24 protein-coding genes are annotated in these 26,007 nt (G+C 65.1%); 7 read left to right on the top strand and 17 right to left on the bottom strand.

Going from position 1 to position 26,007, the window contains the following annotated elements; translation table 11 throughout:
• Positions 1–46 precede the first annotated feature (46 nt).
• Entirely contained in the window at positions 47–736 is a 690-nt protein-coding gene (locus F4827_RS27040; RefSeq protein ID WP_183729325.1) for a heavy metal response regulator transcription factor, read from the top strand.
• The gene (locus tag F4827_RS27035) at positions 733–2,181 is read left to right on the top strand and encodes a heavy metal sensor histidine kinase (RefSeq protein ID WP_183729322.1); all 1,449 of its coding nucleotides are present in this window, start codon (positions 733–735) and stop codon (positions 2,179–2,181) included. The genes F4827_RS27040 and F4827_RS27035 overlap by 4 nt, the downstream gene beginning before the upstream one ends.
• Positions 2,182–2,202: 21 nt before the next feature.
• On the opposite strand, the gene F4827_RS27030 is transcribed toward F4827_RS27035, so the two are convergent.
• Together F4827_RS27030 and F4827_RS27025 are read right to left on the bottom strand one after the other, a co-directional pair.
• Positions 2,203–3,309: an AI-2E family transporter gene (locus F4827_RS27030; protein ID WP_183729319.1), complete on the bottom strand. Its 1,107-nt coding sequence runs from the start codon at positions 3,307–3,309 to the stop codon at positions 2,203–2,205.
• A gap of 125 nt (positions 3,310–3,434) precedes the next feature.
• Positions 3,435–4,592, bottom strand: coding sequence for a metallophosphoesterase (locus tag F4827_RS27025; RefSeq protein WP_183729316.1), 1,158 nt, complete (start codon positions 4,590–4,592; stop codon positions 3,435–3,437).
• A 412-nt stretch (positions 4,593–5,004) separates the two neighbouring features.
• On the opposite strand from F4827_RS27025, the gene F4827_RS27020 reads away from it, so the two are divergent.
• Positions 5,005–5,328, top strand: a complete 324-nt coding sequence (locus F4827_RS27020; RefSeq protein ID WP_183729313.1) for a hypothetical protein — start codon at positions 5,005–5,007, stop codon at positions 5,326–5,328.
• 111 nt (positions 5,329–5,439) lie between these two features.
• Positions 5,440–6,039, top strand: coding sequence for an alpha-ketoglutarate-dependent dioxygenase AlkB (locus F4827_RS27015; RefSeq protein WP_183729310.1), 600 nt, complete (start codon positions 5,440–5,442; stop codon positions 6,037–6,039).
• Positions 6,040–6,156: 117 nt separating this feature from the next.
• On the opposite strand, the gene mdcH is transcribed toward F4827_RS27015, so the two are convergent.
• From mdcH to F4827_RS26975, 8 genes are read right to left on the bottom strand one after another with little or no spacing between them, the layout of a single operon-like run.
• On the bottom strand, positions 6,157–7,104 hold the full coding sequence (gene mdcH / locus F4827_RS27010; protein ID WP_183729306.1) for a malonate decarboxylase subunit epsilon: 948 nt from the start codon (positions 7,102–7,104) through the stop codon (positions 6,157–6,159).
• A complete protein-coding gene (locus F4827_RS27005; RefSeq protein WP_409258862.1) occupies positions 7,101–7,733 on the bottom strand; it encodes a malonate decarboxylase holo-ACP synthase in 633 nt (210 codons plus the stop codon). Before F4827_RS27005 ends, mdcH begins: the two co-directional genes overlap by 4 nt.
• A gap of 44 nt (positions 7,734–7,777) precedes the next feature.
• Positions 7,778–8,605 carry a biotin-independent malonate decarboxylase subunit gamma gene (gene mdcE, locus F4827_RS27000; RefSeq protein ID WP_183729300.1) on the bottom strand — a complete coding sequence of 276 codons (828 nt, stop codon included), beginning with the start codon at positions 8,603–8,605 and terminating at the stop codon, positions 7,778–7,780.
• Complete coding sequence (locus tag F4827_RS26995) at positions 8,602–9,477, bottom strand: biotin-independent malonate decarboxylase subunit beta (RefSeq protein ID WP_183729295.1); 876 nt, start codon at positions 9,475–9,477, stop codon at positions 8,602–8,604. Before F4827_RS26995 ends, mdcE begins: the two co-directional genes overlap by 4 nt.
• Complete coding sequence (locus F4827_RS26990) at positions 9,474–9,776, bottom strand: malonate decarboxylase subunit delta (protein ID WP_183729291.1); 303 nt, start codon at positions 9,774–9,776, stop codon at positions 9,474–9,476. The genes F4827_RS26995 and F4827_RS26990 overlap by 4 nt, the downstream gene beginning before the upstream one ends.
• Positions 9,764–10,720: a triphosphoribosyl-dephospho-CoA synthase gene (locus tag F4827_RS26985; protein ID WP_183729288.1), complete on the bottom strand. Its 957-nt coding sequence runs from the start codon at positions 10,718–10,720 to the stop codon at positions 9,764–9,766. Before F4827_RS26985 ends, F4827_RS26990 begins: the two co-directional genes overlap by 13 nt.
• A gap of 5 nt (positions 10,721–10,725) precedes the next feature.
• On the bottom strand, positions 10,726–12,417 hold the full coding sequence (mdcA, locus tag F4827_RS26980) for a malonate decarboxylase subunit alpha (protein WP_183729285.1): 1,692 nt from the start codon (positions 12,415–12,417) through the stop codon (positions 10,726–10,728).
• Entirely contained in the window at positions 12,401–13,273 is an 873-nt protein-coding gene (locus F4827_RS26975) for a GntR family transcriptional regulator (RefSeq protein ID WP_183729282.1), read from the bottom strand. Before F4827_RS26975 ends, mdcA begins: the two co-directional genes overlap by 17 nt.
• 262 nt (positions 13,274–13,535) lie before the next feature.
• Here F4827_RS26975 and F4827_RS26970 point away from each other — a divergent pair, with 262 nt between their 5' ends.
• Positions 13,536–14,834, top strand: coding sequence for an MFS transporter (locus F4827_RS26970; RefSeq protein ID WP_183729279.1), 1,299 nt, complete (start codon positions 13,536–13,538; stop codon positions 14,832–14,834).
• A gap of 52 nt (positions 14,835–14,886) precedes the next feature.
• On the opposite strand, the gene F4827_RS26965 is transcribed toward F4827_RS26970, so the two are convergent.
• Positions 14,887–15,825 carry a DMT family transporter gene (locus F4827_RS26965; protein ID WP_260175436.1) on the bottom strand — a complete coding sequence of 313 codons (939 nt, stop codon included), beginning with the start codon at positions 15,823–15,825 and terminating at the stop codon, positions 14,887–14,889.
• 118 nt (positions 15,826–15,943) lie between these two features.
• Here F4827_RS26965 and F4827_RS26960 point away from each other — a divergent pair, with 118 nt between their 5' ends.
• Entirely contained in the window at positions 15,944–16,813 is an 870-nt protein-coding gene (locus tag F4827_RS26960; RefSeq protein WP_183729276.1) for a LysR family transcriptional regulator, read from the top strand.
• Here the strand turns inward: F4827_RS26960 and F4827_RS26955 are convergent.
• From F4827_RS26955 to F4827_RS26930, 6 genes are all read right to left on the bottom strand, one after another.
• Positions 16,794–17,873: an ABC transporter ATP-binding protein gene (locus F4827_RS26955; protein WP_183729273.1), complete on the bottom strand. Its 1,080-nt coding sequence runs from the start codon at positions 17,871–17,873 to the stop codon at positions 16,794–16,796. The two genes, F4827_RS26960 and F4827_RS26955, sit on opposite strands and share 20 nt — an antisense overlap.
• Before the next feature lie 19 nt (positions 17,874–17,892).
• Complete coding sequence (locus F4827_RS26950; protein ID WP_260175435.1) at positions 17,893–19,536, bottom strand: iron ABC transporter permease; 1,644 nt, start codon at positions 19,534–19,536, stop codon at positions 17,893–17,895.
• 78 nt (positions 19,537–19,614) lie between these two features.
• Positions 19,615–20,634: an iron ABC transporter substrate-binding protein gene (locus F4827_RS26945; RefSeq protein ID WP_183729270.1), complete on the bottom strand. Its 1,020-nt coding sequence runs from the start codon at positions 20,632–20,634 to the stop codon at positions 19,615–19,617.
• Positions 20,635–20,719: 85 nt separating this feature from the next.
• Positions 20,720–22,036, bottom strand: coding sequence for an iron uptake transporter deferrochelatase/peroxidase subunit (efeB, locus tag F4827_RS26940; protein ID WP_183729267.1), 1,317 nt, complete (start codon positions 22,034–22,036; stop codon positions 20,720–20,722).
• Between the two features lie 17 nt (positions 22,037–22,053).
• Positions 22,054–23,211 carry a hypothetical protein gene (locus F4827_RS26935; RefSeq protein ID WP_409258860.1) on the bottom strand — a complete coding sequence of 386 codons (1,158 nt, stop codon included), beginning with the start codon at positions 23,209–23,211 and terminating at the stop codon, positions 22,054–22,056.
• Positions 23,212–23,338: 127 nt separating this feature from the next.
• Positions 23,339–24,745, bottom strand: a complete 1,407-nt coding sequence (locus F4827_RS26930) for a carbohydrate porin (RefSeq protein ID WP_260175440.1) — start codon at positions 24,743–24,745, stop codon at positions 23,339–23,341.
• A 379-nt stretch (positions 24,746–25,124) separates the two neighbouring features.
• Here F4827_RS26930 and F4827_RS26925 point away from each other — a divergent pair, with 379 nt between their 5' ends.
• Positions 25,125–25,976 (top strand): arylamine N-acetyltransferase, encoded by an 852-nt coding sequence (locus F4827_RS26925; RefSeq protein WP_183729260.1) that lies wholly within the window; start codon positions 25,125–25,127, stop codon positions 25,974–25,976.
• Positions 25,977–26,007: the final 31 nt, after the last annotated feature.

Here is a 26,007-nt window from a genome sequence, read left to right as displayed (position 1 = left end):
CGATTCGACGCGGCCTTTGACGCCGCGCGCGAAGTGGAGGGCAAGCATGAAAGTACTGGTAATCGAAGACGAACGCAAAGTCGTGGACTATCTGCGCAGCGGCTTGAGCGAACAGGGCTGGATCGTCGATGTGGCGATGGACGGCGAAGAGGGCGCGTGGATGGCCACGGAATACGACTTCGACGTGATCGTGCTCGACGTGATGTTGCCCAAGCTCGACGGCTTCGGCGTGCTGCGCGCGGTGCGGGCGAAAAAGGAAACGCCCGTCATCATGCTGACTGCGCGCGACCGCGTGGATGATCGCGTGCATGGCCTGCGCGATGGCGCGGACGACTACCTCACCAAGCCGTTTTCGTTCCTCGAACTGGTCGAGCGTTTGCGCGCATTGACGCGCCGCGCGCGCGCCCAGGAATCCACGCTGATTTCCGTGGGCGATCTACAGGTCGATCTGATCAGCCGTCGCGCCACGCGTGACGGCGTGCGTCTCGATCTCACGGCGAAGGAGTTTCAGTTGCTTTCCGTTCTGGCGCGGCGGCGCGGCGAGATTCTGTCGAAAACGCTCATCACCGAACTGGTCTGGGACGTGAACTTCGAAAGCAATGCCAACGTAGTGGAAACCGCCATCAAGCGGCTACGCGCGAAACTCGACGGGCCGCATGCGGCGAAGCTGCTGCACACGATTCGCGGCATGGGCTACGTGCTCGAAGTGCGCGAAGAAGGGGGCGCGCTGTCATGAAACGCTCGATCTCGCTGCGGCTTTGCGCGATGTTCGCAGCGGTGTCGCTCGTCGTCTTCACGCTCACGGGCACGGGCCTCTTTCTGCTGATGCAGGGGCAGCTTTTCAACGAACTGCGCGAGACGCTCGACACGCGCGCGCGCATCGCGAGCCTGATCGTCTCGCACGCGCCCGACGTGAAAAAGTGGGCCTTCGTGCAGGAGAAACTGCGCGACCTCTCGCCCGCCGATAGCCGCATGCATTACTACGTCGATAGCCCCGATCCGCGCTTTCGCTTTGGCGCGCCGGTCGCGGGGACGGTGACGGGCGACGTCGGGCCGAATCATCAACTCGTGCGCCCGCCGGGCTGCAATTACGACGTGATCGTGACGAGCATCGTCGTACCCGCTAGCGGCGAGCGCCCCGAGGTCAAGCTCACGGTGTCGAGCGACTGCGTGCGCACGGAAGGCATGCTGCGGCGCTTTGGCATCGCGCTGGGCGTGCTGATTGCGTTGTCCACGATTGCCGTGGCGTTGCTCAGCCGCGCCGTGACGCGCTTCGGCCTCGCACCGCTCACGCGGCTTTCGCGCGAAGCAGCGCAACTGAGCCCGTCGAACCGGCGTCAGCGTCTGCATTCGGGCGAACTGCCCGAGGAACTGCACGAACTCGCCACGTCGTTCAACGGCGCGCTCGAACGCCTGGATAAAGCCTACGAGCGGCTCGAATCGTTCAATGCCGATGTCGCGCATGAATTGCGCACGCCCGTGAGCATCCTGATCGGCCAGACCCAGGTGGCGCTCACGCGCGACCGCTCGGTTGAGCAGTTGCAACAGACGCTTCAATCGAATCTTGAGGAATTCGAACGATTGCGCGTGATCGTCAACGATATGCTGTTCCTCTCGCGCAGCGATCGCGGCGAACGTGCGACCGAACTCGCGGAAGTCTCGCTGCGCTGTGAAGTGGAGCGCATGCTCGAATTTCTCGATATGCCGCTGGAAGAAGCACAGCTGCGCGTGGAAGTGCAGGGCGATGCGCGCGCGTGGGTCAACACATCGCTGATCGGCCGCGCGGTGAGCAATCTCTTCGTGAACGCGATCCAGCATTCGTCGCCGGGCATGCTCCTGCAGGTCACCATCGCGCCACAGGACGGCCATGTGGAGATCGCCGTATCCAATCCTGGCGAGCCGCTCGATCCGGACGTGCGCGAGCATATCTTCGACCGCTTCTACCGCATTCAGGAAGCGCGCTCGAATAGCCACGAGAACCACGGCCTGGGCCTATCGATCGTCAAGGCAGTCGCGGAAATGCACGGCGGCACGGTGTTCGTACGCAGTGCCAACGGTATCAATACGTTTGGCTTTTCGGTATCCGCGCAAGGCGGTCCGTCGCCGGGCGCGAGTGCGCCGGTTGTGCCCGAGCCGCCGCGTCAGGGACGCGCAGGCTTGCCGATGCACGTCTCCTCGTAAGCATTCGAACCCGCACGCGCGTCAGACCGGGTCGTCATCCGGATCGGGCGCGGCCACGCCATCGCACTGGTGGTACTGGCTATGCTGGTCGCGCCGCAGCAGATCCCAGCAACTGATGAAGAGCGCGGCAATCAACGGCCCGATCACGAAGCCGTTGATGCCGAGAAGCGAAATGCCGCCCAGCGTCGAAATCAGCACGACCCAGTCGGGCAGGCGCGTATCCTTGCCGACCAGCACCGGCCGCAAGACATTGTCGACCGTACCGATCACGAGCGTGCCGAATAGTGCAAGCCCGATGCCCTTCACCAGCACGCCCGTCGAAATAAAGTAGATCGCCACCGGCAGCCACACCAGCGCCGCGCCCACGGCGGGCAGCAGCGAAAGCAGCATCATCACGAAGCCCCACAGCAGCGCGCCCTGGATGCCGACCACCCACAGCGCGATGCCGCCCAGCGTCCCTTGCACGACCGCCACCACCACGTTGCCCTTGACCGTCGCGCGGATCACCGTGGTGAACTTGCGGATCAGATGTTGTTTGTGCGATTCGTCGAGCGGTATGGCATCGCGGATCAGATGCGAGATTTCGCGGCCATCGCGCACGAGAAAGAAGAACAGATAGAGCATCACGCAGAAGCTCACCACGAACTGCACGGTGTTCTGGCCGAGACTGAGCGCGCGCGTGGCGACGAACTGGCTGATCTGCGCCGCGCCCGCCGAAAGGCGTTGCTGCAACCCGGGCAGATCCATCAGGTCGTAACGCGCGAGAACGTTCTGGATCGACTGCGGCAGCGCATGCACTATCTGGCTGAAAAACGCGCCGAAGTCGAGACTGCCCGCACGCACCTGCGCATACGCATAACCCACCTGCTGGATCAGCGTGCCGGCCACCAGCGTGAGCGGAAAGATCACGATCACCAGACAGATCGCGAGCGTGATCAAGGCGGCCAGATTGCGCCGCCGCCCCAGGCGCGCGACGAGGCGACGCTGCACGGGCTGGAAGATCAGCGCAAGTATCGCGCCCCACAGCACGGTGCTGAAAAACGGCGCGAGCACGAAACACAGCGCAATGGAAACGACGAATAGCAGCAGATAAAAGGCGCTTTGATGCAGTGACTTATTGCCGTCCATGGGCGATGGATTCCTGTGGTTCCGGGCAAGGACTCGTCAGAACATGATAGCGGCTTGATGCATGCCGCCATGCGAGGGCGTCGGCGCTGCAAACTGGATGCGCGCGCAACGAAAGGCCGTGTGACTCAATGCGTACCCACCAGCCGTACGCGCGTGATTTCCGAAGGCGCGCCCAGGCGCTTGGGCGGCCCCCAGTAGCCCGTGCCGCGACTCGTGTACACCCACAGACTGCCGAGTTTTTCGAGGCCCGCCGTGAACGGCTGTTGCAGCCGCACCATGAAATTCCACGGGAAAATCTGCCCGCCATGGGTGTGGCCGGACAGTTGCAGCGTGTAGCCTGCATCGGCGGCGGCGTGCGCCGTGCGCGGCTGATGGGCGAGCAGCACGCGCGTGTTGACATCGTCGGGGGCGCCGCGCAGCGCGCCTTGGGGATCGCTGCGATGCGAGGGATCGAAATGGCCTGCCGTGTAGTCGGTCACGCCTGCAAGGACCAGACGCGCGCCATCGTGCTCGATGACCACATGCTGATTCATCAGCACGGTCAGGCCGATACGGCGAAACTCGGCGATCCACGCGTCGGCGCCCGAATAGTATTCGTGATTGCCGGTGACCAGATACACGCCATGCTGCGCGGCGAGCTGACCGAGCGGCGCAGTGTGATTCGACAGATGCTGCACGCTGCCGTCCACCACGTCGCCCGTGATGGCCACCACATCGGCGTCCAGCTGATTGACGGCACGCACGATCGCCTCGACGTAATCGTGTTTGATGGTCGGGCCGACGTGAATGTCGCTCAACTGCACGATCGTGAAGCCATCGAGCGCGGCGGGCAGATTGCGGATCGGCACTTCGACATTGCGCACGGGTGCGCGTCGCCGTGCATTGAAAAAACCGAGGCCGCTCGAACAGAATGCGAGCACAACGACCGCAGCAGCGCTGGCGATGCGCCAGTGCGCCAGACTCACGATGCCGGGCCAGAGCGATTCGACCGTCATGAGCGAAGCCAAAATGAGGTCGCGCAGGATCGTGAGCATCAGCAGTGACGAAAAGAAGCCCATCGCCAGCATGCCGATCCACGCGAGTCGGTCGCCTAACGGCTGGCGTTCGAAGCGGCGCGCGAGCAGACCCGGCGGAATCACAAGCACCGAGAGCACCAGCCAGAGCGATGCGAGCCACTTGCCGGCGGTGGGCACGGGAAGATCGGGAATGAGCCTGAAGCCCACATAGATATGCAGCAGCACACCGATGGAGACGAAGCGGAGCAGGAACGAAAGTCGGGGCATGGCGGGCGCGGGAACGATGAACGAGGGCGGCGGAAGAAGGCGGCGCGCATCCCGAAAGCGGCGCGCGAGTCACGATGCATTCTAGCTACAGCGCAGACTTCGTGCCGTAAGCGGGCGAGCACGGCACCGTCCCGGTCGAAGCGGCGTCGAGCCGCGTGGTTTGCGCGGCGCGGCATCGTGCGTCGAGCCGGCTTGCAGCGGCCTTGCGCGAGCCTTGCAGCGCGCTGTAGGCGGGGCGTGTGGCACTGCGGCATAACCCTGGATTGCCAAAATGTGGGACGCGCCGCACTATTTTCTCGTGGCAACGTCGTGGGCAATGCGCACAATTAAACGTTCATTGAACCCGCGCGATCTGTGGACTATGCTCGAATCGAGGCCCGTGCGGTTTCGGGCGCTCTGGGGGAGACGGGTCATGAAAAATACCAGGCCGGCGGTGGAAGGGCTTCATGGTCGTCACGTAGGGCATGAGGGCAGTCACGTTATGTTGCCGCTCGTCGTGCTCTCGATTATGGCTATCGCGCTGTACTACGTCGTCAAGCAGGTCGATATTCTCGAAATCGGTCGTAGTGCGCTATTCGATGTCGTCATGGTGTTTGTCGCGCTAGGCATCGCCGGCTTGTTCGGCGTGGCGGGCGGCTGGCTGCGCTCGCGCACCACCGACGACGCGCCCGAGGGGTTCTGCTTCGTCGGCGCGCTGATCGGCGCGGTCGTGTTTTACATCGCGCTCTTGACCTGACGGGCCGGCACGGCGCGCGGGAGCGCGCAGTTGCGAATGCAGTTGCAAGCAGCACAGGCGTGCGACACTGGCGCTTTGGCTTTTCGCTACAGGCTTCATGCAAGCGTCCCGATGTTCGACCTCTTCGACGACACTCCGCAACCCGACGTCGATTGGCATCCCGCGTGGCTCGACGCCGCCGCGGCAGCCGATTACCTCGCGCGCATCGTGGCTGAAGCCGACTGGAAGCAGGAGCGCATTCGCACGCCGGGCGGCTGGGTCGACCAGCCGCGCCTGACGGCCTGGCAGGGCGATCCGGGCGCGATCTATATCTATTCGGGTATTCGCAATGTTGCGCAGCCGTGGACGCCGGCCGTCGCCGAGTTGCGCGACGCGATTGCGGCGCTGTGCAAGGTGCGATTCAACAGCGTGCTGCTCAACCGCTATCGCGGCGGCACAGACAGCATGGGCTGGCATGCCGATCACGAACCCGAACTTGGCCCCGAGCCGGTCATCGCTTCGCTGAGTCTGGGCGCGACGAGACGCTTCGACCTGCGCCATACCGCGAGCGGCGTGACGCGCTCGTTCGCGCTTGCAGGCGGCAGTCTGCTGGTGATGCGCGGTCAGACGCAGGCGCAATGGCGGCATCGGGTGCCGAAGGAACCGTCGGTCAGCGGCGAACGCGTCAATCTTACGTTTCGGCTTGTGATGCCGGAATTGCGTAAGAAATAGGTGATTTGGCCGGAATTCGCTGCGAGTTGAATGAAGATGTGTGGCGCGATGTGACGATGTCACGAATCTGACTTTATGCGCATAAAAATCGAATTCAAAATTTAGCGCTTCAGATCTTCAATCTTCGCCCAGCCGTCGTCTTACTGTTGCCACCAGACGGTCGAGCGGCAAGGTCGACGCGCTCAGCGCCGTTTTTTCCGGATAGTGCTCTCGCGCAATATCGGTCAGCACCTGGCCCGGCGGCGCTTCGACCAGCACCGTCGCGCCCGACTCGACCATGACGGTGAGCGCATCGAACCAGCGCACCGTGTAACGCATATTGGTGGCCAGATCGGTGCGAATGGCGTCGCCGCTATAGAGGGGCCGGCCGCCGCGATTGTCGATGTAGGCGCGTTCTGGCGTGCGGAAGGGGATATCGCGCGACCACGCCACAAGCTCACCGGCGGCATCGGTCAATAGTTCGCAATGCGAAGGAACGGAAACCGCCAGGCGCTGCGCCTTGCGCGCACCAGCGGCGAGCGCATTCGCCGCGAAGGCTTCGAGCGCCGCATCCGAACCCGCCACGACGATCTGACGTGGCGCGTTGACATTGGCCACATAGACGCGTTCGCCGCCGTCCTGGGCGCAGGTATCCGCAAGCACTTCGATCTGCGCTTCGACCTGCGTTTCGCTCAAGCCCGACACCGCCGTCAAGCCATAACCCGACGGCCACGCGGATTCCATCAGTTCGGCGCGCTTGCGCACCATGCGCAGCGCGTCGCCAAAGGCGAGCGCGCCGCAGCACACGGCAGCGGCATATGCGCCCACCGACAGGCCCGCGCTGAACTGCGGCGCGAGCCCCGCATGCGCAAGCGCGCGCGCCTGCGCGACCCCGGCGACGACAAGGCCGATCTGCACCGCGACCGTCGATTGCAACGCCAGGGCGCTATCGAGCGCGAGCACATCGCCGCCGAGTACCGCCGAGGCCTCGTCGAGCGTCGCACGCACGATCTCGTGCTCGGGCAACCGATGCAAAAAGCCGGGGCTTTGGGCGCCCTGGCCGGGAAACAGGCAGGCGAGTGTCATGACGTTTGCCAGGGATCGGCGACGAGGCGTGCGCCGTCGCTCGCACGCACCAGCACGCGCGCCTTGCCCGCCGCAAGTTCAGCGAGCGCGACGCCGCCTGAAGGGGTTTCGATCTGTGCGTCGACGCGTGTGCCCGCGAGTTGCGCGACCTGTGCGAGCGCCCGAAATAGCGCCTGGATCGTCGCGAAATCGCAGCGTTGCGGCATGCGGATCAGCAAGTCCAGATCGCTGGACCTGCTGATGGTGGGGACGCCCGTGGCGAGTTCGAAACCCGCGCTGCCCGTGGGTCCCCACACGAAGGGCTTCAGTGCATCGTGGCTTTCGCGCAAGGCCGCGAGCGCCGCAAAGGCCGCAAACGGAGCGCGCTCAGCCAGCGGCTCGACAGCCAGCAGCGCTTCGGGAGAGATGGACGATTCGATATCCTGAACGTCGATCCACGTCCCGAAACGTTGTGCGCGCGTTACGCCGCGCACGCCTGCTGCGACAAATCCGTCCGCCGCGCCAGCGCGACGGACCACCGCGAAGGGTGCGCGCGCGAACGCCTCGCGCACCCACGACGGCTCGTCGTCCACCGGCGCGAGCCGCGCGAGCCGCAACAGGTCGTGCGCGCGCCACGGCGATTCAGGCACGCGCGGCGCGTCGACGGCAAACGGCGGGGCGGCGCACACGCGCATCAGGCCGCGTCCCACTGCTGTGCAAGACGCTTGCGCACCTCGATTGACGCTGCGCGCGTACGCTGCGCCGCCTCGCCTTGCAGACGATGCGCGAGACCGCTTTTATCGGCGCGCGCCTCGCGCACTTTCTGCGCGAGAACGTCGCGCACCTGGGCGATCTGCGCATCGCTGGGCGCATCGGCATCGACGCCGTGAATCAGTTCGTCGAGCAGACCGAGCTTCGCGAACGAGGCCATCGTGTACGACATCGGCACGATCTTTTCGCCTAGCGCGTCGAGATCGTCGACGCTGCGACGCGTCACGCGCGCCGCCGCTTCCTTGCCCATCGCGTGCACCATCGTGCCCGGCGCGTCGAGCGCGACGATGCGGTTGGCCTGATAGCCGTGCGCGAGAAACGCGCCCGACATCGCCGGACCAACGATCAAGGCGATCACCGGATGACCCGCAAGCCGCGCGCTTGCATACGCATCGACACCGGCCGCGCAGGCCAGATGAATACCCAGCATTTCCTCGCGAAAGCCGTAAGCCTGGCTCTTCACGTCGACCACGGCGATGATCGGTCGGCGCGTGCCGCTGGCTTCGTCTTCGGCGATGGCGCAGCGCACGGCTTCGGCCAGACGCCAGCCCTGTTCAAGGCCGACCACGTTGTCGCGCGCACGTGGAAAGCGGTTATCCGCATCGGGCACGACTGCGATAAAGCGCGCGGTCTCGCCGTCGAGCGGCGCATCGGCGTATTGCACGCAAATACCTTGCACCTGGTTGCCCGCAAGCGCGCGCAGCCACTTCGCCCCCCGGCTGATCGTTCGGGTTGTCGACGTCTCGTTCATGCGTTTTCTCCGGGAACATTCAGCGGCGACGCAGCGAACACCTCGCGCATCGCTTCGGGCGTGACGCTCGCGGGATCGATCTGCGCGAGCTTTGCCAGGGTCGCTTCGTAGCGCTCGCTGCGATGCGCGGCGGGCACGCCTTGCGCGAACGCGGCCTGCACGGCGGCGTGCACGTCGTCCACGGCGTCGTCGACGAGCGCATCGGCGAAACCGGTGCGCGCGCGTTGTTCGCCGCCGATCAGTTGCCAGACACGGCGACGGTCGCTCGAATCGAGTTCCTCGATGCCCGCTTCCTGCTCGATCACTTCGGGACCGTTCATGCCCAGGCGCGCCTGCTTTGTCATCACGAGATACGAGCACAGCGCCGCCGCGAGCGACATGCCGCCGAAGCAGCCCACCATGCCCGCGATCACGCCGACCACGGGCACGTGAGCGCGCAGCGCGACGATCGCCGACTGGATTTCGGCAATCACGGCCAGACCGAGATTCGCTTCCTGCAGTCGCACGCCGCCCGTTTCGAACAGCACGACGGGGCGCACGATCTTGCCGCGCTCGCAGTCGGCGAGGGCGAGTTCGAGTGCCGCGGCGATCTTGCTGCCCGACACCTCGCCGATACTGCCGCCCTGGAACGCCGATTCGATTGCGCACACCACGGCTTGCTCGCCGTCGATGGTGCCGCGCGCGATGACTGCGCCGTCGTCGGCCTGGCAGACGATGCCCTGCAAGGGCAGCCACGGCGATTCGATGCGATCGAACGGTCCAAGCAATTCGCGGAAGCTGCCTTTGTCGAGCAGCGCGGCCGCGCGTTCACGCGCGCTCAATTCGATAAAGCTTTCGCGCAGCAGCGCAGTGGTGGCGGGAAGCGCGCTCATGACGGCGCTCCCTCGGTGGCTTCCACCGCCTCTGCCAGCCGCAGCGCCACGACGCCAGGCGTCGCGCCGAAGTCGTTGATCTCGATGAGCGCCGCACCGTCGTAGCGCGTGAAAAAGCGGTCCAGCACGCTCTTCCAGATGTGGCTGTAGCCGTCGACGCTCGTATGCACGACCACGCGCGCCCGCATATCGGCGGCGGGTTGCAGCAGCACTTCGAGATCGCCCGAACCCACCACGCCCACATGCGCGCGCGTCGTCACGGCGCGCTGCGCCGGATAGTCGAATGTCAGTTGTTCCATGAAAGCGTCCTTGCGCCAATGCGGTGCTGAAGCAGTCTGTCGATGAAGAGCGTCGCGGCGAGCAGATCGGCCGCGCCGCCGGGCGATGCGTTGAGGGCGAGCAGCGTGCGTTCGAGCGCGTCGAAGGCCTCACGGCCCGCGCGCGTGGCGATGCCGCCCGCGTCGCGCACGCGTTGTGCGCCGCTTTTTGCGGCCTCGTGGCCCGCGAGTCCCGCGCGATGCAGCACACAGGTGTCGTCGAGCGAGGCCATGATGGCGAGCAGCGTATCCACGCGCGCGGTGGCTTCGTCACGACCATGCGAACGGGCTGCATGCAACGCGGGCAGGCCCACGCGGGTCACATGCGGGAAGCCGCTCTGCGCTTCGTGCCGCGCGCCGCCGACGCTGTAGCGCGCACGCACGCGCTCGCCGTTGCTGGGCACGGCCGGCGCGGCCAGCCGATCGTCGAAGCGCGCGATCCGCGCGGCGGTATCGGCGATCGCATGGGCGTGCGCGAACATGCTCGCCTCATCGGCGGGCGTGTGCATGATCGTTGCGCCCGCAACCAGCAGGCCGACGATCCAGATCGCGCCGCGATGCGCATTGCTGCCGCCCGTGGCGCGCATCATCGCCGCTTCGCCGGCGCGGCCGATGCGGGCAAGATCGGTGCGCAGCGGGCTGCCTGGCGTTGCGCCGCGTGAAGCACGCGCGAGCGCCTCGAACGTAGGCTCCAGCGCGTGCGCGGAGCGCAGCATGGTCGCAAGATCGAGATCGTTATGCGCGCCGCTGCCACGCGCATCCACCAGCGCGGGCTTGGGCGTGAGACGCGCTTCTTCGATCAGCGCGTCGCGCGCGAAGCGCGCCAGCAGCGCGGCGGCGCCCGACGCGGCGGCGCCCGTCGCGGCCTCGCGTGCGTGATCCGGCGCGTCGCTGAGGGCAAAGGTATCCAGCAGATGCGTCTGCATGGCGATTACCAGCTACGGAAGCGCGCGGGGGGGGTATAGAGACCGCCCGACCACGTAACCAGATCGTCGATACTGCGCGCCGCGAGCAGCGAGCGCTTGGCATCGCCGCGACGGATGTCGAGATCCTCGGGGAATTGCACGATGCCGCGACGACGCAGCTCAGCGGTCTTATCCGCTTTCGCGCGCAGGCCGATGGGCGTCACGCCCGCCACCGCTGCCAGCGCCGCGCGCCGTTCGTCGATACCTTCCGCGCGGTGCAGATGCGCGATGCCTTCTTCGGTCACCACATGGCTCACGTCGTCGCCATAGATCATCACGGGCGCAACCGGCATGCCGCTCTTTTCGCCCACGGCGATGGCATCGAGTTCATCGACGAAAGTCGGCTCGCCGCCTTTCTTCCACGTCTCCACCAGCTGCACGACGAGCTTCTGACCGCGCGCGATCTGCGATTGCGGATCCGCTTTGCGCAGCAGCTTCAGCCACGCTTCGCTCGCATGACGGCGTCCGCGCGGATCGTGGCCCATGTTGGGCGCGCCGCCGAAACCGGCCAGACGCCCGCGCGTGACGGTGGAAGAATTCGCGTCGGCATCGATCTGCAATGTGGAGCCGATGAAGAGATCGACGCCGTACTGGCCCGCAAGCTGGCACAGCACGCGATTCGAGCGCAGGCTGCCGTCATTGCCGGTGAAGAACACATCGGGGCGCGCAGCAATATAGTCTTCCATGCCCACTTCGCTGCCGAAACAATGCACGCTTTCGACCCAGCCCGATTCGATGGCGGGAATCAGCGTGGGATGGGGATTGAGCGTCCAGTTGCGGCAGACCTTGCCGCGCAGGCCCAGCGATTCGCCGTAAGTGGGCAGCAGCAGTTCGATCGCCGCGGTGTCGAAACCAATGCCGTGATTGAGCGAGGTAATGTTGTACGGCGCATAGATGCCCTTGATGGTCATCATCGCCGTGAGCACCTGAAGGTCGCCGATATGGCGCGGATCGCGGGTAAAAAGCGGCTCGACCGCGAACGGACGATCGGCCTGCACGACCACGTCCACCCACGAGCCGGGGATATCCACGCGCGGCAATTCGTCGACGATTTCGTTGACCTGAACGATCACGATGCCCTGACTGAACGCAGCGGCTTCTGCAATCGTGGGCGTGTCCTCGGTGTTCGGGCCGGTATAGAGATTGCCATGACGGTCGGCTTTCTCGGCGCACAGTAGCGCGACCTGCGGAATCAGATCGACGAACATGCGCGCGTACAGCTCCACATAGGTGTGGATCGCGCCCACTTCCAGCTTGCCGTCCTCAAGCAGTTGCGCCACCCGCAGGCTCTGCGGACCTGCGAACGAAAAATCCACGCGATGCGCGATGCCGCGCTCGAACAGCGTCAGATGTTCAGGACGATTGATCGTCGAAATCAGCAGGTGGACGTTGTTGAGCTTTGCCGGATCGGCCTTCGCGAGCGAGCGCGAGAGGAAGTCGGCTTGCTTCTGGTTGTCGCCTTCAAGGGCGACGCGGTCGCCCGGACGGATCAGCAGCTCGAGCGCCTCGGTCGTGCGCGCTGCGGGCAATACGCCGTCTTCGAGCCAGTAGGCGATGCAGGCGAGGCGGCGGTTCTTCTCGTCGCGGCGCGTGGTCCACGAACGCGGCGCAAGGGCGCTCGCATTCGCCGTGGAGGGCGTTTCAGCTTGAGGCTTCATCGGGTGTTCGGCTCCGGGAACGGGGTGTTGCGGCAGAGGCGGGATCGGCAGCGGGGGAAACCGGTGAAGCGGCGGCGCGCGTGGACTGGCCCGCACGGCGCTTTTTGCGGGCGGCTTCGTCCACCCGTGCCGCCTCGCGCTCGGTCAGGAAACGGTAGATCAGTTCGCCTGTGCCCAGCAGATGCTCTGCCACGAGCGCCTGGGCGGCGGGAATATCGCGGCGCTGGACGGCGGCGAGGATCTCGACGTGCTCGGCATCCGACTCGCCTTTATAGGCGGGAAAGCCGAATTTGAGGCGCAGATACCGTTCGCCACGCCGATGCAGCGTCCTCAGCATCTCCATCAGTTGCGGGCGTCCAGCGGGCGCGTAGAGGCTCATATGGAAGGCCTCGTTGCGCTCCACGTACAGCGACGGATCGGTTTCGTGCAGGCCGGATGCGGCCAGCGCGCTGACTTCGCGCAGCGTTTCGTCGGTGTGATTGGGAATGGCGAGACCCAGCGCGAGGCTTTCCAGTGCGGAGCGGATCTCGTAGATCTCGCGCGCCTCGTCGCGTGAGAGCGGCGCGACGCTCGCGCCTTTATTGAGTTCGATGCGCGCCCAGCCTTCGCTGGCCAATTGACGCAGCGCTTCGCGCACAGGAATTGCACTGACCGAAAAATGTCGCGCGATGGCGTCCTGACGCAGCGGCGCGCCGGGCGCGAGGGTGCCCTCGACGATGGCGGTGCGCAAAGCGTTGGCGATCACGTGCGAGGTGCTGGTGGGCGGCGCAAGCGGCGTCGCCACGCCCGGCAATGCCGTTCGCGAGCTCGACGCCTGGGGGCCATCCAGGGGAAAACCATTCGTTGCGTTGCTCATGACATCGAATATTATATATAAAACGGTGAGGTTGAAAGTCTCGCAAACCCGCAACCCAGCATAGACGGGATAGACAACAAGACGCTCGCGATTGACTTACAGCGAGCTTGCGCAGCGCACAGGTCACGCCATTGATGGACCGGCGCGCATTCCACGCCGCGCGGCGTCCCTCGGACGCCAGGCGAGCGATCAGGCAACCACGTTGCACGGGATCGGCCAAAGTGCCCAGGCACCGCGCCGCCCCACGGAGGAGACAAGCATCATGAATTCGATTACCGGGTCGGCGCGACGAGCGCAGAAGACGCCGCTGAACCGTTCACAGATCGCCGGTTTCTGGGGCGCATGGGCAGGCTGGACGCTCGACGGGATGGACTCCTTCATTTACGCGCTCGTGCTCACGCCCGCGCTCGCCGAGTTGCTGCCCAAGTCGGGCTACGCCGCCACGGCGGCGAACATCGGCCTGGCGGGCTCGATTTTGTTCGCGTTGTTCCTCGTCGGCTGGGGGCTGTCGTTCATCTGGGGGCCGCTGGCCGACCGGTTCGGCCGCACACGCGTGCTGGCTGGCACGATCTTCATGTTCGCGATTTTTACGGGACTTTCGGCGACTGCGCAAAGCGTGTGGGCGCTGGGCTTCTATCGCTTCCTGGCGGGCGTGGGGATCGGCGGCGAATGGGCGCTGGCGGGCACTTATGTGGCGGAGTCCTGGCCCGAGGATCGTCGCAAGATGGGCGCGGGTTATCTGCAAACGGGCTACTACGCAGGCTTCTTCATCGCGGCGGCGCTTAACTATACGGTGGGCGTGCACTTCGGCTGGCGCGCGATGTTCCTCACGGGTGCAGTTCCCGTCGTGGTGGCGATACTGGTGCTCACGCGCGTTGAAGAACCCACGACGTGGAAGAAGTCCGAAGCGAGTCACGTGCATCGCGGCAGCCCGCTTGGGGAGATCTTCGGCAGTGCTTATCGAAAGCGCACAATCGTGGCCTGCGCGCTGCTGACGATTGCGATTATCGGCTTGTGGGCGGGCGCGGTGTACGAGCCGTCGGCGGTGATCCAGCTGGCGACGCGCGCGGGCGCAAGCAAAGCCGAAGCAATCCGCACGGCGTCGATTGCGACCGGCATTCTGTCGATTGGCACCATCTTCGGTTGCCTCGCGCTGCCGCCGCTGGCCGAGCGCATCGGCCGGCGCTGGACGCTCGCGGTCTATTTCGCCGGCATGGCCGTGACGATTGCGGCGAGCTTCGGCTGGGCCTATTACCTGCAGAACGGGCTGGTGCCGTTCATCGCGCTGTTGTTCGTGCTGGGTTTCTTCGGCGGCAATTTCGCGCTGTTCAGCCTGTGGCTGCCGGAGCAGTTCGAAACGCGCGTGCGGGCCACGGCGTTCGCTTTCTGCACCTCGTTTGGCCGCTTCGTGGGCGCGGGCGTGAACTTCCTGCTGGGCGCGGCCGTGTTGCATATGCACACGCTGGGTGTGCCGGTCGCGCTCACGGCGATTGCGTTTGTGATCGGCTTGCTGATTATTCCGTTCGCGCCGGAAACGCGGGGCGAACGGCTGCCGGTTTAATCGTCGAAGTTTGGCCGCCGTGAAAGGCGCGTGTGTGGCACGCGCCTTTTTTTTATCGCCGCCTGAGCGCGAGATGTGGCGGCAACAAGCGCCAGCCCAGATTCACGCCCAGACTCGCGGCCACGATCAGCACCATGCCCGCACATTGCGGCACGCTCAGCGCGCGGCCATAAACAATCGCATCGACGGCAATCGCCGTGAGCGGATACACGAAAAGCAGCACGGCGATCACCGGCGTCGTGAGCTTTGGCAGCGCGCCGTAGATCAGCACATAAGACAGCCCCGTGTGCAGCACCCCCATGCCGATCAACCAGCCCCACTGCATCGGCGCGATATGCGCGAGTTCGAGCGGCGCGACGAAGGGCGCGATCAGCGGCAGACATACCGCGCCCACCGCGCATTGCGTCAGCGTGAGTAGATGCGGCCGAAAATCCTGCAGACTTTTGGCGATCAGCGTGACGCTCGCATACAGCACCGAGCCGCCCAGCGCTTCGGCGAGGCCGATGATATAGCGCAAGTGATCGGCCACATGGCTTTGCGCGAGCACGCCCGAGGCCAGCACCAGACCCACGAACGCAATCGCGATCCAGCCCAGACGGTCCGCGCCCAGGCGTTCGTGAAAGAGCGCCGCGCCCATCAGCACGACCCAGAATGGCTGCACATGGAACACGACCGTCGCCACCGCGATGCTGGTGCGATCGATCGCATCGAAAAAGCCAACCCATTGCGTCACCATCAGCAGGCCTGAAATAAAGGCCAGCGAGAACGTGCGGCGCGTGAACTGCCGGGCTAGCTGCCGTGGCGCAAGCCAGCCGCGCCACGCGCAATACCCGGCGAGCGCGAGCATGCCGAACAGGCAGCGGAAGAACACGAGCGTGAGCGCGCCCAGATGCGCCTCTTCGACGAACACGCCGATGGTGCCCATCAGCAGGCCACCGCCCGCGAGCATGGCGACGCCTTCTCGGCGGCTGGTCTGGAGATCGGGCTGCATGACGATAAGCGGAAAACACGTTGAAAACGGCCCCAGTATTCGTCAGTTGCAGGGTGTCGGCAAACGAATTAAATTGAAGAATTCCATCAATGCAGCTGATGAATGCAGCTGATGAATCATGAATCCCGAGTTCGATCTCGATCTGTTGCGCACTTTCGCGGCCGTTGCGGATGCGGGCAGCTTCACCAGGGCTGCTGTGGCCGTGCACCGCTCGCAGGCGGCGGTGAGCATGCAGATCAAGCGGCTGGAGCAGATGCTGGGCACCACGCTGTTCGCGCGCGATACGCGCAATCTCGCGCTCACGCGGCCCGGCAATACGCTGCTCGAATATGCGCGTCGCGCGCTCGATCTGCAGGAGGAAGCGTGGTCGGCGCTGGTGCGGCCCGAGGTGACCGGGCGAGTGGTGCTGGGTGCGCCCGACGACTATATGGCCGCGCTGCTCTCGCCGGTGTTGCGGCGCTTCTCGACGCTTTATCCGCATGTGGAGATCGAGATCGTCTGCGCGCAGAGCGTGGCGCTCGGGCCGATGCTGGCGGACAACAAGATCGACGTGGCCTTCGTCACGCGCGACCGCAAGATACGCGGCGAATTCGTGCGCAGCGAGGAGATGGTGTGGGTGGGCTCGCCCGATGATCCCGCGCCGCTTGCGATGTCGCCGCTGCCGGTGGGTTTGTACGAGCACGGCAGCGTGGCGCGCGCGCATACGGTGGCGGCGCTCGATGCCGCGCGTATCCGTTATCGCGCCGCGTATAGCAGTGCGAGCCTGATGGGCCTGATGGCGACGGTGGAAGCGGGCATCGCCGTGGTGGCGCTCACGCGTTGCAGCGTGCCGTCGCGCTTCGAAATGCTGGGCGAGGCGCACGGCTTGCCGAAGATCGAGCCGCTCGATATCGTCGTCGCGCGCAGCGTGAAATCGAACCGGCCCACCTGCGATTACTTCGTAGAACAGATGATGCAGGATCTCGCGGTCAAACGTCCGCGCGGATAGATCGCGGATAGACGTTGACCTCGCCGCCCACGGCGATGCGCACGCGCTCGCCCGCGCGCGGCGTGCGATAGCCGGGGACGCGGGCGCGGATAGTCGTGGGTGTCGCCGATGCGGGTGTGGTCGCCAGTTCCAGCGTGAGCGCGGCGTCCTGGCCCTGGAAAGTGACGTCGCGCACGAGCGCTTCGAGCCCCTCGCTTTGCGTGCCATGGGCCAACACATCGATCTGTTCTGGCCGCAGCATCACGTCGACATCGCCATCCGCGGGCCGTACGCCCTCCGCAAGCGGCAATTCGCCGAGCGCGCAATGCGCGCGTCCTGCCGCGACGCGGCCAGGCAGCAATACCGCTTCGCCCACGAACGCGGCCAGTTCGCGCGTAACGGGACGTCGATAAAGCGTCTGTGGCGCGGCGGTCTGCACCAGACGTCCGCGCCACAATACCGCCACCTCATGGCCGAGCGAGAGCGCTTCGGCCTGATCGTGCGTGACCAGCACGGCGGTCGCGCCCGCCGCTGCGAGCGCGCGGGCGACGGCTTCGCGCGTCTCCAGGCGCAGCGCGGCGTCGAGCGACGAGAACGGTTCGTCGAGCATCACCAGACCCGGCGACGGCGCGAGTGCGCGCGCCAAAGCCACGCGTTGCTGCTGGCCGCCCGATAGCTGCTGCGGCGCGCGGCTCGCATACGACTGCGGCAGCCCCACGAGTTCGAGCAATTCCGCCACGCGATGGCCCGCGCGCCGCTGCGCGCGCGGCAAACCGAACACGATGTTTTCCGCCACCGTGAGATGCGGAAACAGCGCGCCTTCCTGCGGCACATAGCCAATCTGGCGCTGCTCCGCAGGCAGATGCAGGCCATCGCCGGCCACGCGCCTCCCGCCGATTTCGATGGCGCCGGCATCGGCGCGCTCGAAACCGCACAGCAGGCGCAGCAGCGTGGTCTTGCCGCTGCCCGAGGGGCCGAGCAGGGCGACCAGCGCACCCGACTTCACCGTGAGATGGACGTCGTGCAGCACGGGATGGCCGTCGAAGGACTTGGAGACGCCGGAAATGCGAAGTGTGCTCATGGAAACCTGAAAACGTCGATCAGACTGCGTCGCTCGCCGGCGCGTCAGCCGGTTGCGCAGGCAAGGGCGCGGAGCCGTGCGCCGCGAGCGCCGACTTGCCCGCAAACGCGAACAGCAGGCCCGAGGCCGCGAGCGAGAGCGCCGTGAGCAGCGCCGCATAGGGCGCGGCGGCGGCGAACGCAAGCGTCGAGGTATCGGACCAGACCTGGGTGGCGAGCGTGTGCGTGCCGATGGGCGAGAGCAGCAGCGTGGCGTTGAGTTCGGTGACGACGGAGATGAACACCATCGACGCCGCCGCGCCCAGCCCCGGCCCCGCGAGCGGCAGCACGACGCGCCGCAGCGTGGCGAACCAGCCAAGCCCGAGCGCGCGCGAAGTCTCTTCGAGGCGCTGCTGCGCCTGCAACAGCGCCGCGCGCACGCTCACGAGCGCGAGCGGCAGAAACAGGATCGCGTAGGCCGCAATCAGCAGCGTGGTGCCCTGATAGAGCGGCTCCAGCGCGCGCACTGCGAGCGACACGATGGCCAGCGCTATCACGAGACCCGGCACGCCCTGGGCGATAAAGGCGGTGCGTTCGAGGAACGTGGCGGCGCGGCCCGGAAAGCGTGCGAGCAGGTAGGCCAGCGGCAGCGCCAGCAGCGTCGTGACCACGGCGGCGATCAGACCCAGCCGCAGGGAGGCGAACGAGGTCGAAATCAGCAGCTCGGGCGAGACATCGGCGGGCGTGATGGCGGCGGCTCCGGGTTGTGTGAGCCAGTAGCCGATCATGCCCAGCGGCACGCCCAGCGTGCCGATATTGAGCGCCGCGAAACCCAGCGCAACGGGCCAGCGCCAGCGACCGAGCGCATGACGCGAGCTTGCGCGGCGCGTGCCGCGATCGACGCGCTCATAGCGCGCGCGCCCACGCACGCGGAACTCGAACACGAGGCACACGAGACACAGCAGGATCAGCACGCAGGCGAGCAGCGACGCGCCGCCGCCATCGAAACTCGTGCGGTATTCGGCGTAAATCTCGGTGGTGAAAGTGCGAAAGCGCAGCAACGTGAAAGCGCCGAATTCGGACAGCACGCCCAGCGCCACCAGCAGCATCGAGCCGAGCAGGGCAGGGCGCAGTTGCGGCAGCACCACGCGCACGAAGGTGCTCCAGCGATTGCAGCCGAGCGCGCGCGCGGTTTCTTCGAGCGCGGGATCGAGCCCACGCAGCGCGGCGGCCACGGGCAGATAGACGAGCGGGAAATACGCCGTCGTGATGACGATCAGCGCGCCCAGAAAATCCTGCAAATCAAGGCTCAGCGAAACCCACGCGTAACTCGTGACGAACGCGGGCATTGCCAGCGGCGCGGCGGCGAGCAGCGCCCATGCGCGTCGGCCCGGCACATCGGTGCGCTCGACGAACCATGCGCAGGCCGTGCCGAGCACCGCCGAAGCCAGCGTTGCGCTCACCGTGATTTCGAGGGTATTGACCAGCAATTCGCCCACTAGCGGGCGGAAGATCAGATCGGCGGCATCGGCGAAACCGGAATCCTGCGCATACGACAGCGCGCGCCAGAGCGTTAGCGCGAGCGGCAACAGGACCAGTAAGGGGCCGAGCGCCGCGGCCAGCAACAAGGCACGCGGCGCGCGCCGGCGCACGGGCTTGCCCGTTGCGCCGTTCTGGCTTTCCAAAGTGTCCGGCAGGGGATGTGCCGGTGAAACAGCTTCACTCACAATTTATTCAGACATCCTTATGAATAAAAAATCCAGTCAGAGCAGGCCGGCCTGACGCAGCAGACGCGCCGCCTGGCTGTCGTCGCCGAGCTGCTGGATCGTCAGCGCGGGCGGCTTCAGTTGATCGAACGGCTTGTTGATCGGATCGCCCGCCACGCCCGGGCGCAGCGGATACTCGAAGCTGATGTGGCCTTGCGCCATCAGCTTCTGGGCACGCTCGCTCACGAGGTAGGCGAGGAACTTCTGCGCGCCGTCCGGGTTGTGCGCATTCTTCAGGATTGCCGCGCCCGAGACGTTCACCAGTGCGCCCACGTCGCCATCGGCGAAGTGCGCAACGGCGCTGCGCGTCTGCTTGTCGCCGATTTCGGCGTGCAGGCGGTCCCAGTAGTAGTTGTTGATGATGCCGGTTGCCACCGCGCCGCGGTTGACGGCAGCGACCACGCCTTCATCGTCGTCGAACACCTGCGAGTTGGTTTTCAGGCCCTTGAGCCAGGCGAGCGTGGCCGCTTCGCCCTTGGCGGCCAGCACGGCGTCGACGAGCGGCAGAAAATCGGCGTCGCTCGGCGCGATGCCCACTTTGCCCTTCCATTCCGGCTTGGCCAGATCGAAGATCGATTGCGGCAGTTGCGCGGCTTGCACCTTGGAGGTGTTGTAGGCGAGCACGTTCTCACGCGCGGTCACGCCGACCCACTGGCCGGCCGGCGAGTTGAAGCGCTCGGCCACCACGCCCAGCGTGCTTTTCTGCACCGGCGCGAGCAGGCCCTTTTCTTCGAGCAGCATCAGTTCCGGCGAGTTTTCGGTGAAGTACACGTCGGCGGGTGTCTTCTCGCCTTCGGCCACCAGCTGCGCGGCCAGCGCCGGGCCTTCGCCGCTGCGGATCTTCACGTCGATGCCGGTCTGCTGTTCGAAGTCCTTCGCAAGCTGGTTCACGACCTGCTCGTGCTGGGCGTTGTAGAGCGTGATCGATGCGGCGTGCGCGCCCAGCGGCGCGAGGCCGGCGACAGCCAGCGCGAGGGCGGCGGCGCGCAGACGCGCGCCAGCGAATGTTGTTTTCATGATCGGTCTTATCCGTTCTTGTCGAATGCGTATGTCGATGCGTGTATCGGTGCGTGTATCAATAGCTTCGTAACGGGCCTGCTTTTCAGGCCTCGAACAGCTCTGCGCCAATGTACGAACCCGGCCTGGCACCCGGCGGGCACGCGAAAACCGCGCTGCCCACGTGGGTGGTGAACTGGTTCATCATGTCGAACTTCGCGAGCTTCTCGTTGATCGGAATGAAGCCCGTGCGCGGGTCCGCCTGGTGAGCGATAAAAATGAGGCCCGCGTCATATTCGGTTTCCTGACGCCATGGCGGCCAGCGCTCGATGTAGAAGTTCGTGCTGTCGTTGTACGAGTAAGAGCGGCGCAGGATCTGCGCGCCGTTGTTCGAAGCGCGATTCGACAGGCGCACGTGCGAGTTGTCGGGAATCTGCGGATTGCCGTCCTTGTCCACGGCGTCAAGGTCGACCGGGTCGAATTCCTTTTCCTTGCCGATAGGCGCGCCGCTGTATTTGCGGCGGCCGAACACCTGCTCCTGGAAGCCCAGTTCCATCTGGTCCCAGTGTTCGAGCGTGATGCGGATACGACGCACCACCGTATAGGTGCCGCCCTGCATCCACGGCGTATCGGCTGAGGTGGCCCAGACGAATTCCTTCATCGCGGCGGCGTCGCCGGTCGGCGGATTGTTGGTGCCGTCCTTGAAGCCCATCAGGTTGCGCGGCGTCTGACCACGCGGGCCGGAAAGAAAGCCCGCCTGGCCCCAGCGCATGCGCAGCATGCCGTAGCCCTGGCGCGCGAGCTGGCGCACCGCATGGAAGGCGACTTGCGCATCGTTCGCGCAGGCCTGCACGTAGAGATCGCCGCCGGTTTTCTCGGGGATCAACTGGTCGCCGTTAAAGCGCGGCAAATCGACCAGCGCGGCGGGGCGCTTGTGCGCGATGCCGTAACGGTCCTTGCCTTCGGAGACGAAGAGGCCGGGGCCGAAGCCGAACGTGACCGTCAGGCCCGCGGGTCCGAGGCCCAGCACGTCGCCCGAATCCGGTGCGGGTTGCTCATCGCTCACGCCTTCGAGCGCAACGGCGCTCTGGCCTTGCGTCATGCGCGCGGCCGAGTCGGTCCACTGACGCAGCAGCTTGATGACGTCGTCGCGCGAGGTGGTCGTCAGATCGAACGCGGCCACATAGGTATGGGCCTGTTGCGGCGTGACGATGCCGGCTTGATGCGGCGCGTAAAACGGTTCGACGGCGGCGAGCGGGTCCGCTGCCGCCATGCGGTGCTTCGCTTCGGCGGCTTGCGCCGCCTGCGATTGCGCGAGCGTCGCGCCGAGCGTCGCGCTCGCCGCGACGGCCGCGCCGCCCGCCTTCAGGAAACCGCGCCGCGCGGGTTGGCGCGGACGGTCGTTGGAATCATCGGAGGACATGATTTTTTTCGCCAGCTTTATTTCGCCAACACAAGAGTATTGACGTCGTCTTGCACGTAGTAAAAACCGTCGCCCGCCGGAGTCAGCGCGATGCCGAACAGGTCGCCGTTGCCCGGGGGCGACTGCGCCTTGTCGGTATCGATCCAGCGTGCGTACAGTTGCTTTGCCGCGACCGGGTCGATTTCCACGACCTGGCCGTTGAGCGCATTCGTCACCAGCAGATGACCCTGCGGCGTCGCGATCATCGCCAGCGGCCGATGCAGCAGGCCGTCGGCGGTGAGTTGACGGCCCACGCCCGCGCTCGTGTCGCGCGTGAGCGGATCTTCGATCACATTGATGCGGTTGCCGATCGCGTCGGACACGTACAGCAGTTTGTTGTCGGCGGATAGCGCCAGGCCAGTCGGGCCGACGAGGAACACGCCCTTGTCGGCCTGCGCGCCGAAGCCGCTCGCCACCACCGTTTCGCTCTTCACGACCGGTGCCTGGCCGCTGGGGATGTCGAGGTCCATGCGCAGCACCGTGGCCTGCTTGAACACGGGCGGGTTGCCGTCCGCGCTGCCCACGCCGAAGCCGGCGTTGCTCACGAACAGCGTGGCGTGGTCGCCGTTGTCGACCACCGCCATATTGCCCCACGGATCGTTGATGTTCGGACTGCTGATGACCTTCGCAATCTTGCCGCCGCTGTCGAGCACGATCATGCAGCCCGCGCCCTTGGTGCCGGTCGTGCCGTCGTTGCTGGGCGTGCTGCCGACGATCACCCAGCCCGATTTCAGCATCGTCATCGCGGTGGACAGACCCACGCCGCCGGGGCATTCCTTGAGGTCGCGCGGAATCGTCGCGAACAGCGTCATCTGCTTCGTATCGGGATGATAGTCGACGATGGTGCTGCCCGTGCCTTGCAGGTTGGCCGCGTTGTTGAAGTTGTCGACCAGCACGTCGCCCTGCTTCACGCTGCCCGCGCTCACCGGCGCGACGAAGATCGCGTACGGATTCTGGTCGCCGTTATCGGGCACCGTGTTGATGAGCGTGGTGTGATGGTGAACGGTTTCGAGCAGACCTTGCGGATCGGCATGGGCGGCGAGCGGCGTGCCGAGCATGGCGGCAGCGGAAAGCGCGAGCGCCGCGCGGGTGGCGTGAGCCGAGCACAGCAGCAGCTTGCGCATGGCGTGATTCATGGTATTTCTCCGTGCCTCACGCGGGCACGCGATCGCATTAATGGCATTGATGGCATCGATGCGTGCGGCGTGAGGGCGTGAGGGCTTGGTATTGGACATAAACGGATGCAGCGATCGGAACGCGATATCAGAACGTGATGTTGGTGCGCACGCCCAGCACGAAGGTGTTGCGCAGCGGCGCGGTCGCATCGTTCGGATTCTGGCCTGCGCCGGCATTGAAGGTGTATTGCGCATCGGCCTGCAATTGCCACCACGGCGTGACCTGGTACTGGTACGTCGCTTCGAGCGTGGTTTCCTGCGTGCGCACGCCATACGGCGATGCGTTGAAATTGCGGTAGTCCAGGTCGAGGTCCTGCACTGCGTTGCTGACCTTGATATAGGTGAGCGCAAGACCGACGCTGTCGTTGTCGCGACCCTTGAACGGCGCCTTCATGACGATGCCCGCATTGGCCGAGAAGCTCACCAGATTGCGATCGCCCGGCGCACCCATCACGCGTGCGAACACGCCGATGCTGCGCGGCTCGTCCGGATCGGGACGCCAGATCATCTGGTCGGCGACCGCGTAGATGCTGTAGTCGCCATGATGCTGCGCGGCGATGCCGGTGGTGGCCGGATTGTTCAGCGACAGCCCCGTGTTGTCGTAGTGCTGGTCGGCGAACGAATTGCTGTTGTACCAGAAGCCCAGTTTGTAGGTGCCCGGAAGCCCGTGGTTGTCCGCGCTCACGAGTTCGCCATCCGACGGCTGGTTGATGGCGTACTGCAGTTCGCCGATCACGAGTGCGCCGTTGTGCAGATTGAAGTTCGTACCGCTAAGGTTATTCGGATTGTTGCCGAGCGGATCGCCATCGAATACGCCGATCAAACCGGTAAGCGAAGGCGTGATCTGGCCGCGCACGCGCACGCCGAGATCCGCGAGCGGATACGCCGGGCCGCCCGAGGGCATATCGTACGAAGGCAGCGCGGGCCAGCCGAACATCGTGTTGACGAACAGCGCCGAGTACTGGCTCGCGATGAATTCCTGGTCGATACTTTGCTGACCGACCTTGATGTCGAGCTTCTTGTCGAGGAAGGACTGCTGGTACCACATCTCCCACAGACGCGTAGTGTCCTGCGCTTCGATGCCGCTCGCCGTATTCAGCGTGCCGAGATTCTTCGCGCTCAGGTTGGAGCCATGAATCTGCAATGCGCTGATATTGAACAGGCCGCCCGGAATGCCCAGCGCCTTGCTCGTATCGACCTGCACCGTCGCGGTGGTGAGACCGTCATAGGTGCCGCCGCGGTTCAGACCGCCGCGCAGGTTCGCGAGATATTCGCTCGTCTCGGTCAACTCGAAGGTCACGCCATATTTGCCGAGCCACGGACGCAGGCCGCCCATGTCTCCAAGCAGATTCTGGCGCGACCAGATACCGGTCCAGAAATTCGTCGGTTGCGCCTTGATCGAGAGATCGGCCTCGGGGGCTTCCGGCGCGGCATCGGGGTTGCTCGTCTGGGCTTGCGCAGCACCGCATGCGAAAGTCGCACAGGCGGCCCACATCGCGAGACCGCGCAGGGCAGGCGCACGCCGTCCGAACGAACGGGATGACCGGTTGAGTTTCATCGTATTCCTTACTTATTTAATTCTTTATAGCGGGATCGAATCTCCATGCCCGCTTTATCGGCAGGCGTGAATCGTTTGTCTCCGAGACGGCGCAATCGTACTCATCGGGAATACAAGCGTCAACACAAATGAGAATGATTCTCACGATAATTACGCGTCGTAAGCGCCTTATTTACACGTTGCTTTCATCGGCGGTCCTGATCATTACAATCGGACAGTTATGGCGCTGTACGGTATGAAGAATTAACGCGAGAATCGCCGTTTCAGACGACATTTTCTGACGTCGTTATTTCATTTATCTGCACGCAGGTGATCGATGTCCACACATCCGGTTAGCCAGGTCAATCTGAACGATTATTTCTCCCGTATCGGCTACGACGGCCCGCGCGAGGCGACGCTCGATGTTTTACGCGCCTTGCATGATCTGCATCCACGCGCGATCGCTTTCGAGAATCTCGGTCCGTTTGCCGCGCGCCACGTGTCGGTGTCGTTGCCCGCTGTCGTGGCGAAGCTGGTCGAGTCGCGGCGCGGCGGTTACTGCTTCGAGCACAACACCTTGTTCGCGCATGTGCTCATGCAACTGGGATTCGAGGTGGAGCCGATGGCGGCCCGCGTGTTGTATGGCCACCCGGCCGGCGCAAGCACGCCGCGCACGCATATGCTGCTGCGCGTGCACGTAGCAGGGCAGGCATGGCTGGCGGACGTCGGATTCGGTGGGGCGTCGCTGAGTGCGCCGCTAGCGTTCGCTGAACGCGGCGTGCAGCAGACGATGCTCGAACCGGCGCGACTCACGCCGATCGATGCAACCGAGTGGAAGCTGGAAAGTTTTGACGGCGATACGTGGCTCGACGTCTATCGCTTCGACGACAAACCGGCGCAATGGGTCGATTACGAAGTGGCGAACTGGTACACATCCGCATCGCCGCAATCGTTCTTCAGGGATAACCTGATCGCTTGCATCGCGCATCAAGGGTGGCGCGCCGTGCTGTTCAACGATCGCTACACGGAGCGCGACGCCAACGGCCAGCGTCTGACCGAGCGTTTCATGGAAAGCGTGGCCGATCTCGCGCAATGCTTGCAGGAGAGCTTCAATCTCGACACGGCAGGTTTCGATCTGCCTGCTTTGTTCGCTCGGGTGGAAGGGCGCGAACAGAGCAGCGATCGCTGAGGTATCGCGCGTTATCGGCGCTGAAGACCGG

The organism is Paraburkholderia bannensis, from assembly GCF_014200455.1.
GTDB classification, from domain to species: Bacteria; Pseudomonadota; Gammaproteobacteria; order Burkholderiales; family Burkholderiaceae; genus Paraburkholderia; species Paraburkholderia bannensis_A.
This window is presented reverse-complemented; position numbering and strand designations above follow the sequence as displayed.

What these genes read in the sequence shown, in the direction of transcription:
- F4827_RS27040 (WP_183729325.1), top strand. Translation starts at nt 47, where the DNA reads ATGAAAGTACTGGTAATCGAAGACGAACGCAAAGTCGTGGACTATCTG.
- F4827_RS27035 (WP_183729322.1), top strand. Translation starts at nt 733, where the DNA reads ATGAAACGCTCGATCTCGCTGCGGCTTTGCGCGATGTTCGCAGCGGTG.
- F4827_RS27030 (WP_183729319.1), bottom strand. Translation starts at nt 3,309, where the DNA reads ATGGACGGCAATAAGTCACTGCATCAAAGCGCCTTTTATCTGCTGCTA.
- F4827_RS27025 (WP_183729316.1), bottom strand. Translation starts at nt 4,592, where the DNA reads ATGCCCCGACTTTCGTTCCTGCTCCGCTTCGTCTCCATCGGTGTGCTG.
- F4827_RS27020 (WP_183729313.1), top strand. Translation starts at nt 5,005, where the DNA reads ATGAAAAATACCAGGCCGGCGGTGGAAGGGCTTCATGGTCGTCACGTA.
- F4827_RS27015 (WP_183729310.1), top strand. Translation starts at nt 5,440, where the DNA reads ATGTTCGACCTCTTCGACGACACTCCGCAACCCGACGTCGATTGGCAT.
- mdcH (WP_183729306.1), bottom strand. Translation starts at nt 7,104, where the DNA reads ATGACACTCGCCTGCCTGTTTCCCGGCCAGGGCGCCCAAAGCCCCGGC.
- mdcE (WP_183729300.1), bottom strand. Translation starts at nt 8,605, where the DNA reads ATGAACGAGACGTCGACAACCCGAACGATCAGCCGGGGGGCGAAGTGG.
- F4827_RS26995 (WP_183729295.1), bottom strand. Translation starts at nt 9,477, where the DNA reads ATGAGCGCGCTTCCCGCCACCACTGCGCTGCTGCGCGAAAGCTTTATC.
- F4827_RS26990 (WP_183729291.1), bottom strand. Translation starts at nt 9,776, where the DNA reads ATGGAACAACTGACATTCGACTATCCGGCGCAGCGCGCCGTGACGACG.
- F4827_RS26985 (WP_183729288.1), bottom strand. Translation starts at nt 10,720, where the DNA reads ATGCAGACGCATCTGCTGGATACCTTTGCCCTCAGCGACGCGCCGGAT.
- mdcA (WP_183729285.1), bottom strand. Translation starts at nt 12,417, where the DNA reads ATGAAGCCTCAAGCTGAAACGCCCTCCACGGCGAATGCGAGCGCCCTT.
- F4827_RS26975 (WP_183729282.1), bottom strand. Translation starts at nt 13,273, where the DNA reads ATGAGCAACGCAACGAATGGTTTTCCCCTGGATGGCCCCCAGGCGTCG.
- F4827_RS26970 (WP_183729279.1), top strand. Translation starts at nt 13,536, where the DNA reads ATGAATTCGATTACCGGGTCGGCGCGACGAGCGCAGAAGACGCCGCTG.
- F4827_RS26965 (WP_260175436.1), bottom strand. Translation starts at nt 15,825, where the DNA reads ATGCAGCCCGATCTCCAGACCAGCCGCCGAGAAGGCGTCGCCATGCTC.
- F4827_RS26960 (WP_183729276.1), top strand. Translation starts at nt 15,944, where the DNA reads ATGAATCCCGAGTTCGATCTCGATCTGTTGCGCACTTTCGCGGCCGTT.
- F4827_RS26955 (WP_183729273.1), bottom strand. Translation starts at nt 17,873, where the DNA reads ATGAGCACACTTCGCATTTCCGGCGTCTCCAAGTCCTTCGACGGCCAT.
- F4827_RS26945 (WP_183729270.1), bottom strand. Translation starts at nt 20,634, where the DNA reads ATGAAAACAACATTCGCTGGCGCGCGTCTGCGCGCCGCCGCCCTCGCG.
- efeB (WP_183729267.1), bottom strand. Translation starts at nt 22,036, where the DNA reads ATGTCCTCCGATGATTCCAACGACCGTCCGCGCCAACCCGCGCGGCGC.
- F4827_RS26935 (WP_409258860.1), bottom strand. Translation starts at nt 23,211, where the DNA reads ATGAATCACGCCATGCGCAAGCTGCTGCTGTGCTCGGCTCACGCCACC.
- F4827_RS26930 (WP_260175440.1), bottom strand. Translation starts at nt 24,745, where the DNA reads ATGTGGGCCGCCTGTGCGACTTTCGCATGCGGTGCTGCGCAAGCCCAG.
- F4827_RS26925 (WP_183729260.1), top strand. Translation starts at nt 25,125, where the DNA reads ATGTCCACACATCCGGTTAGCCAGGTCAATCTGAACGATTATTTCTCC.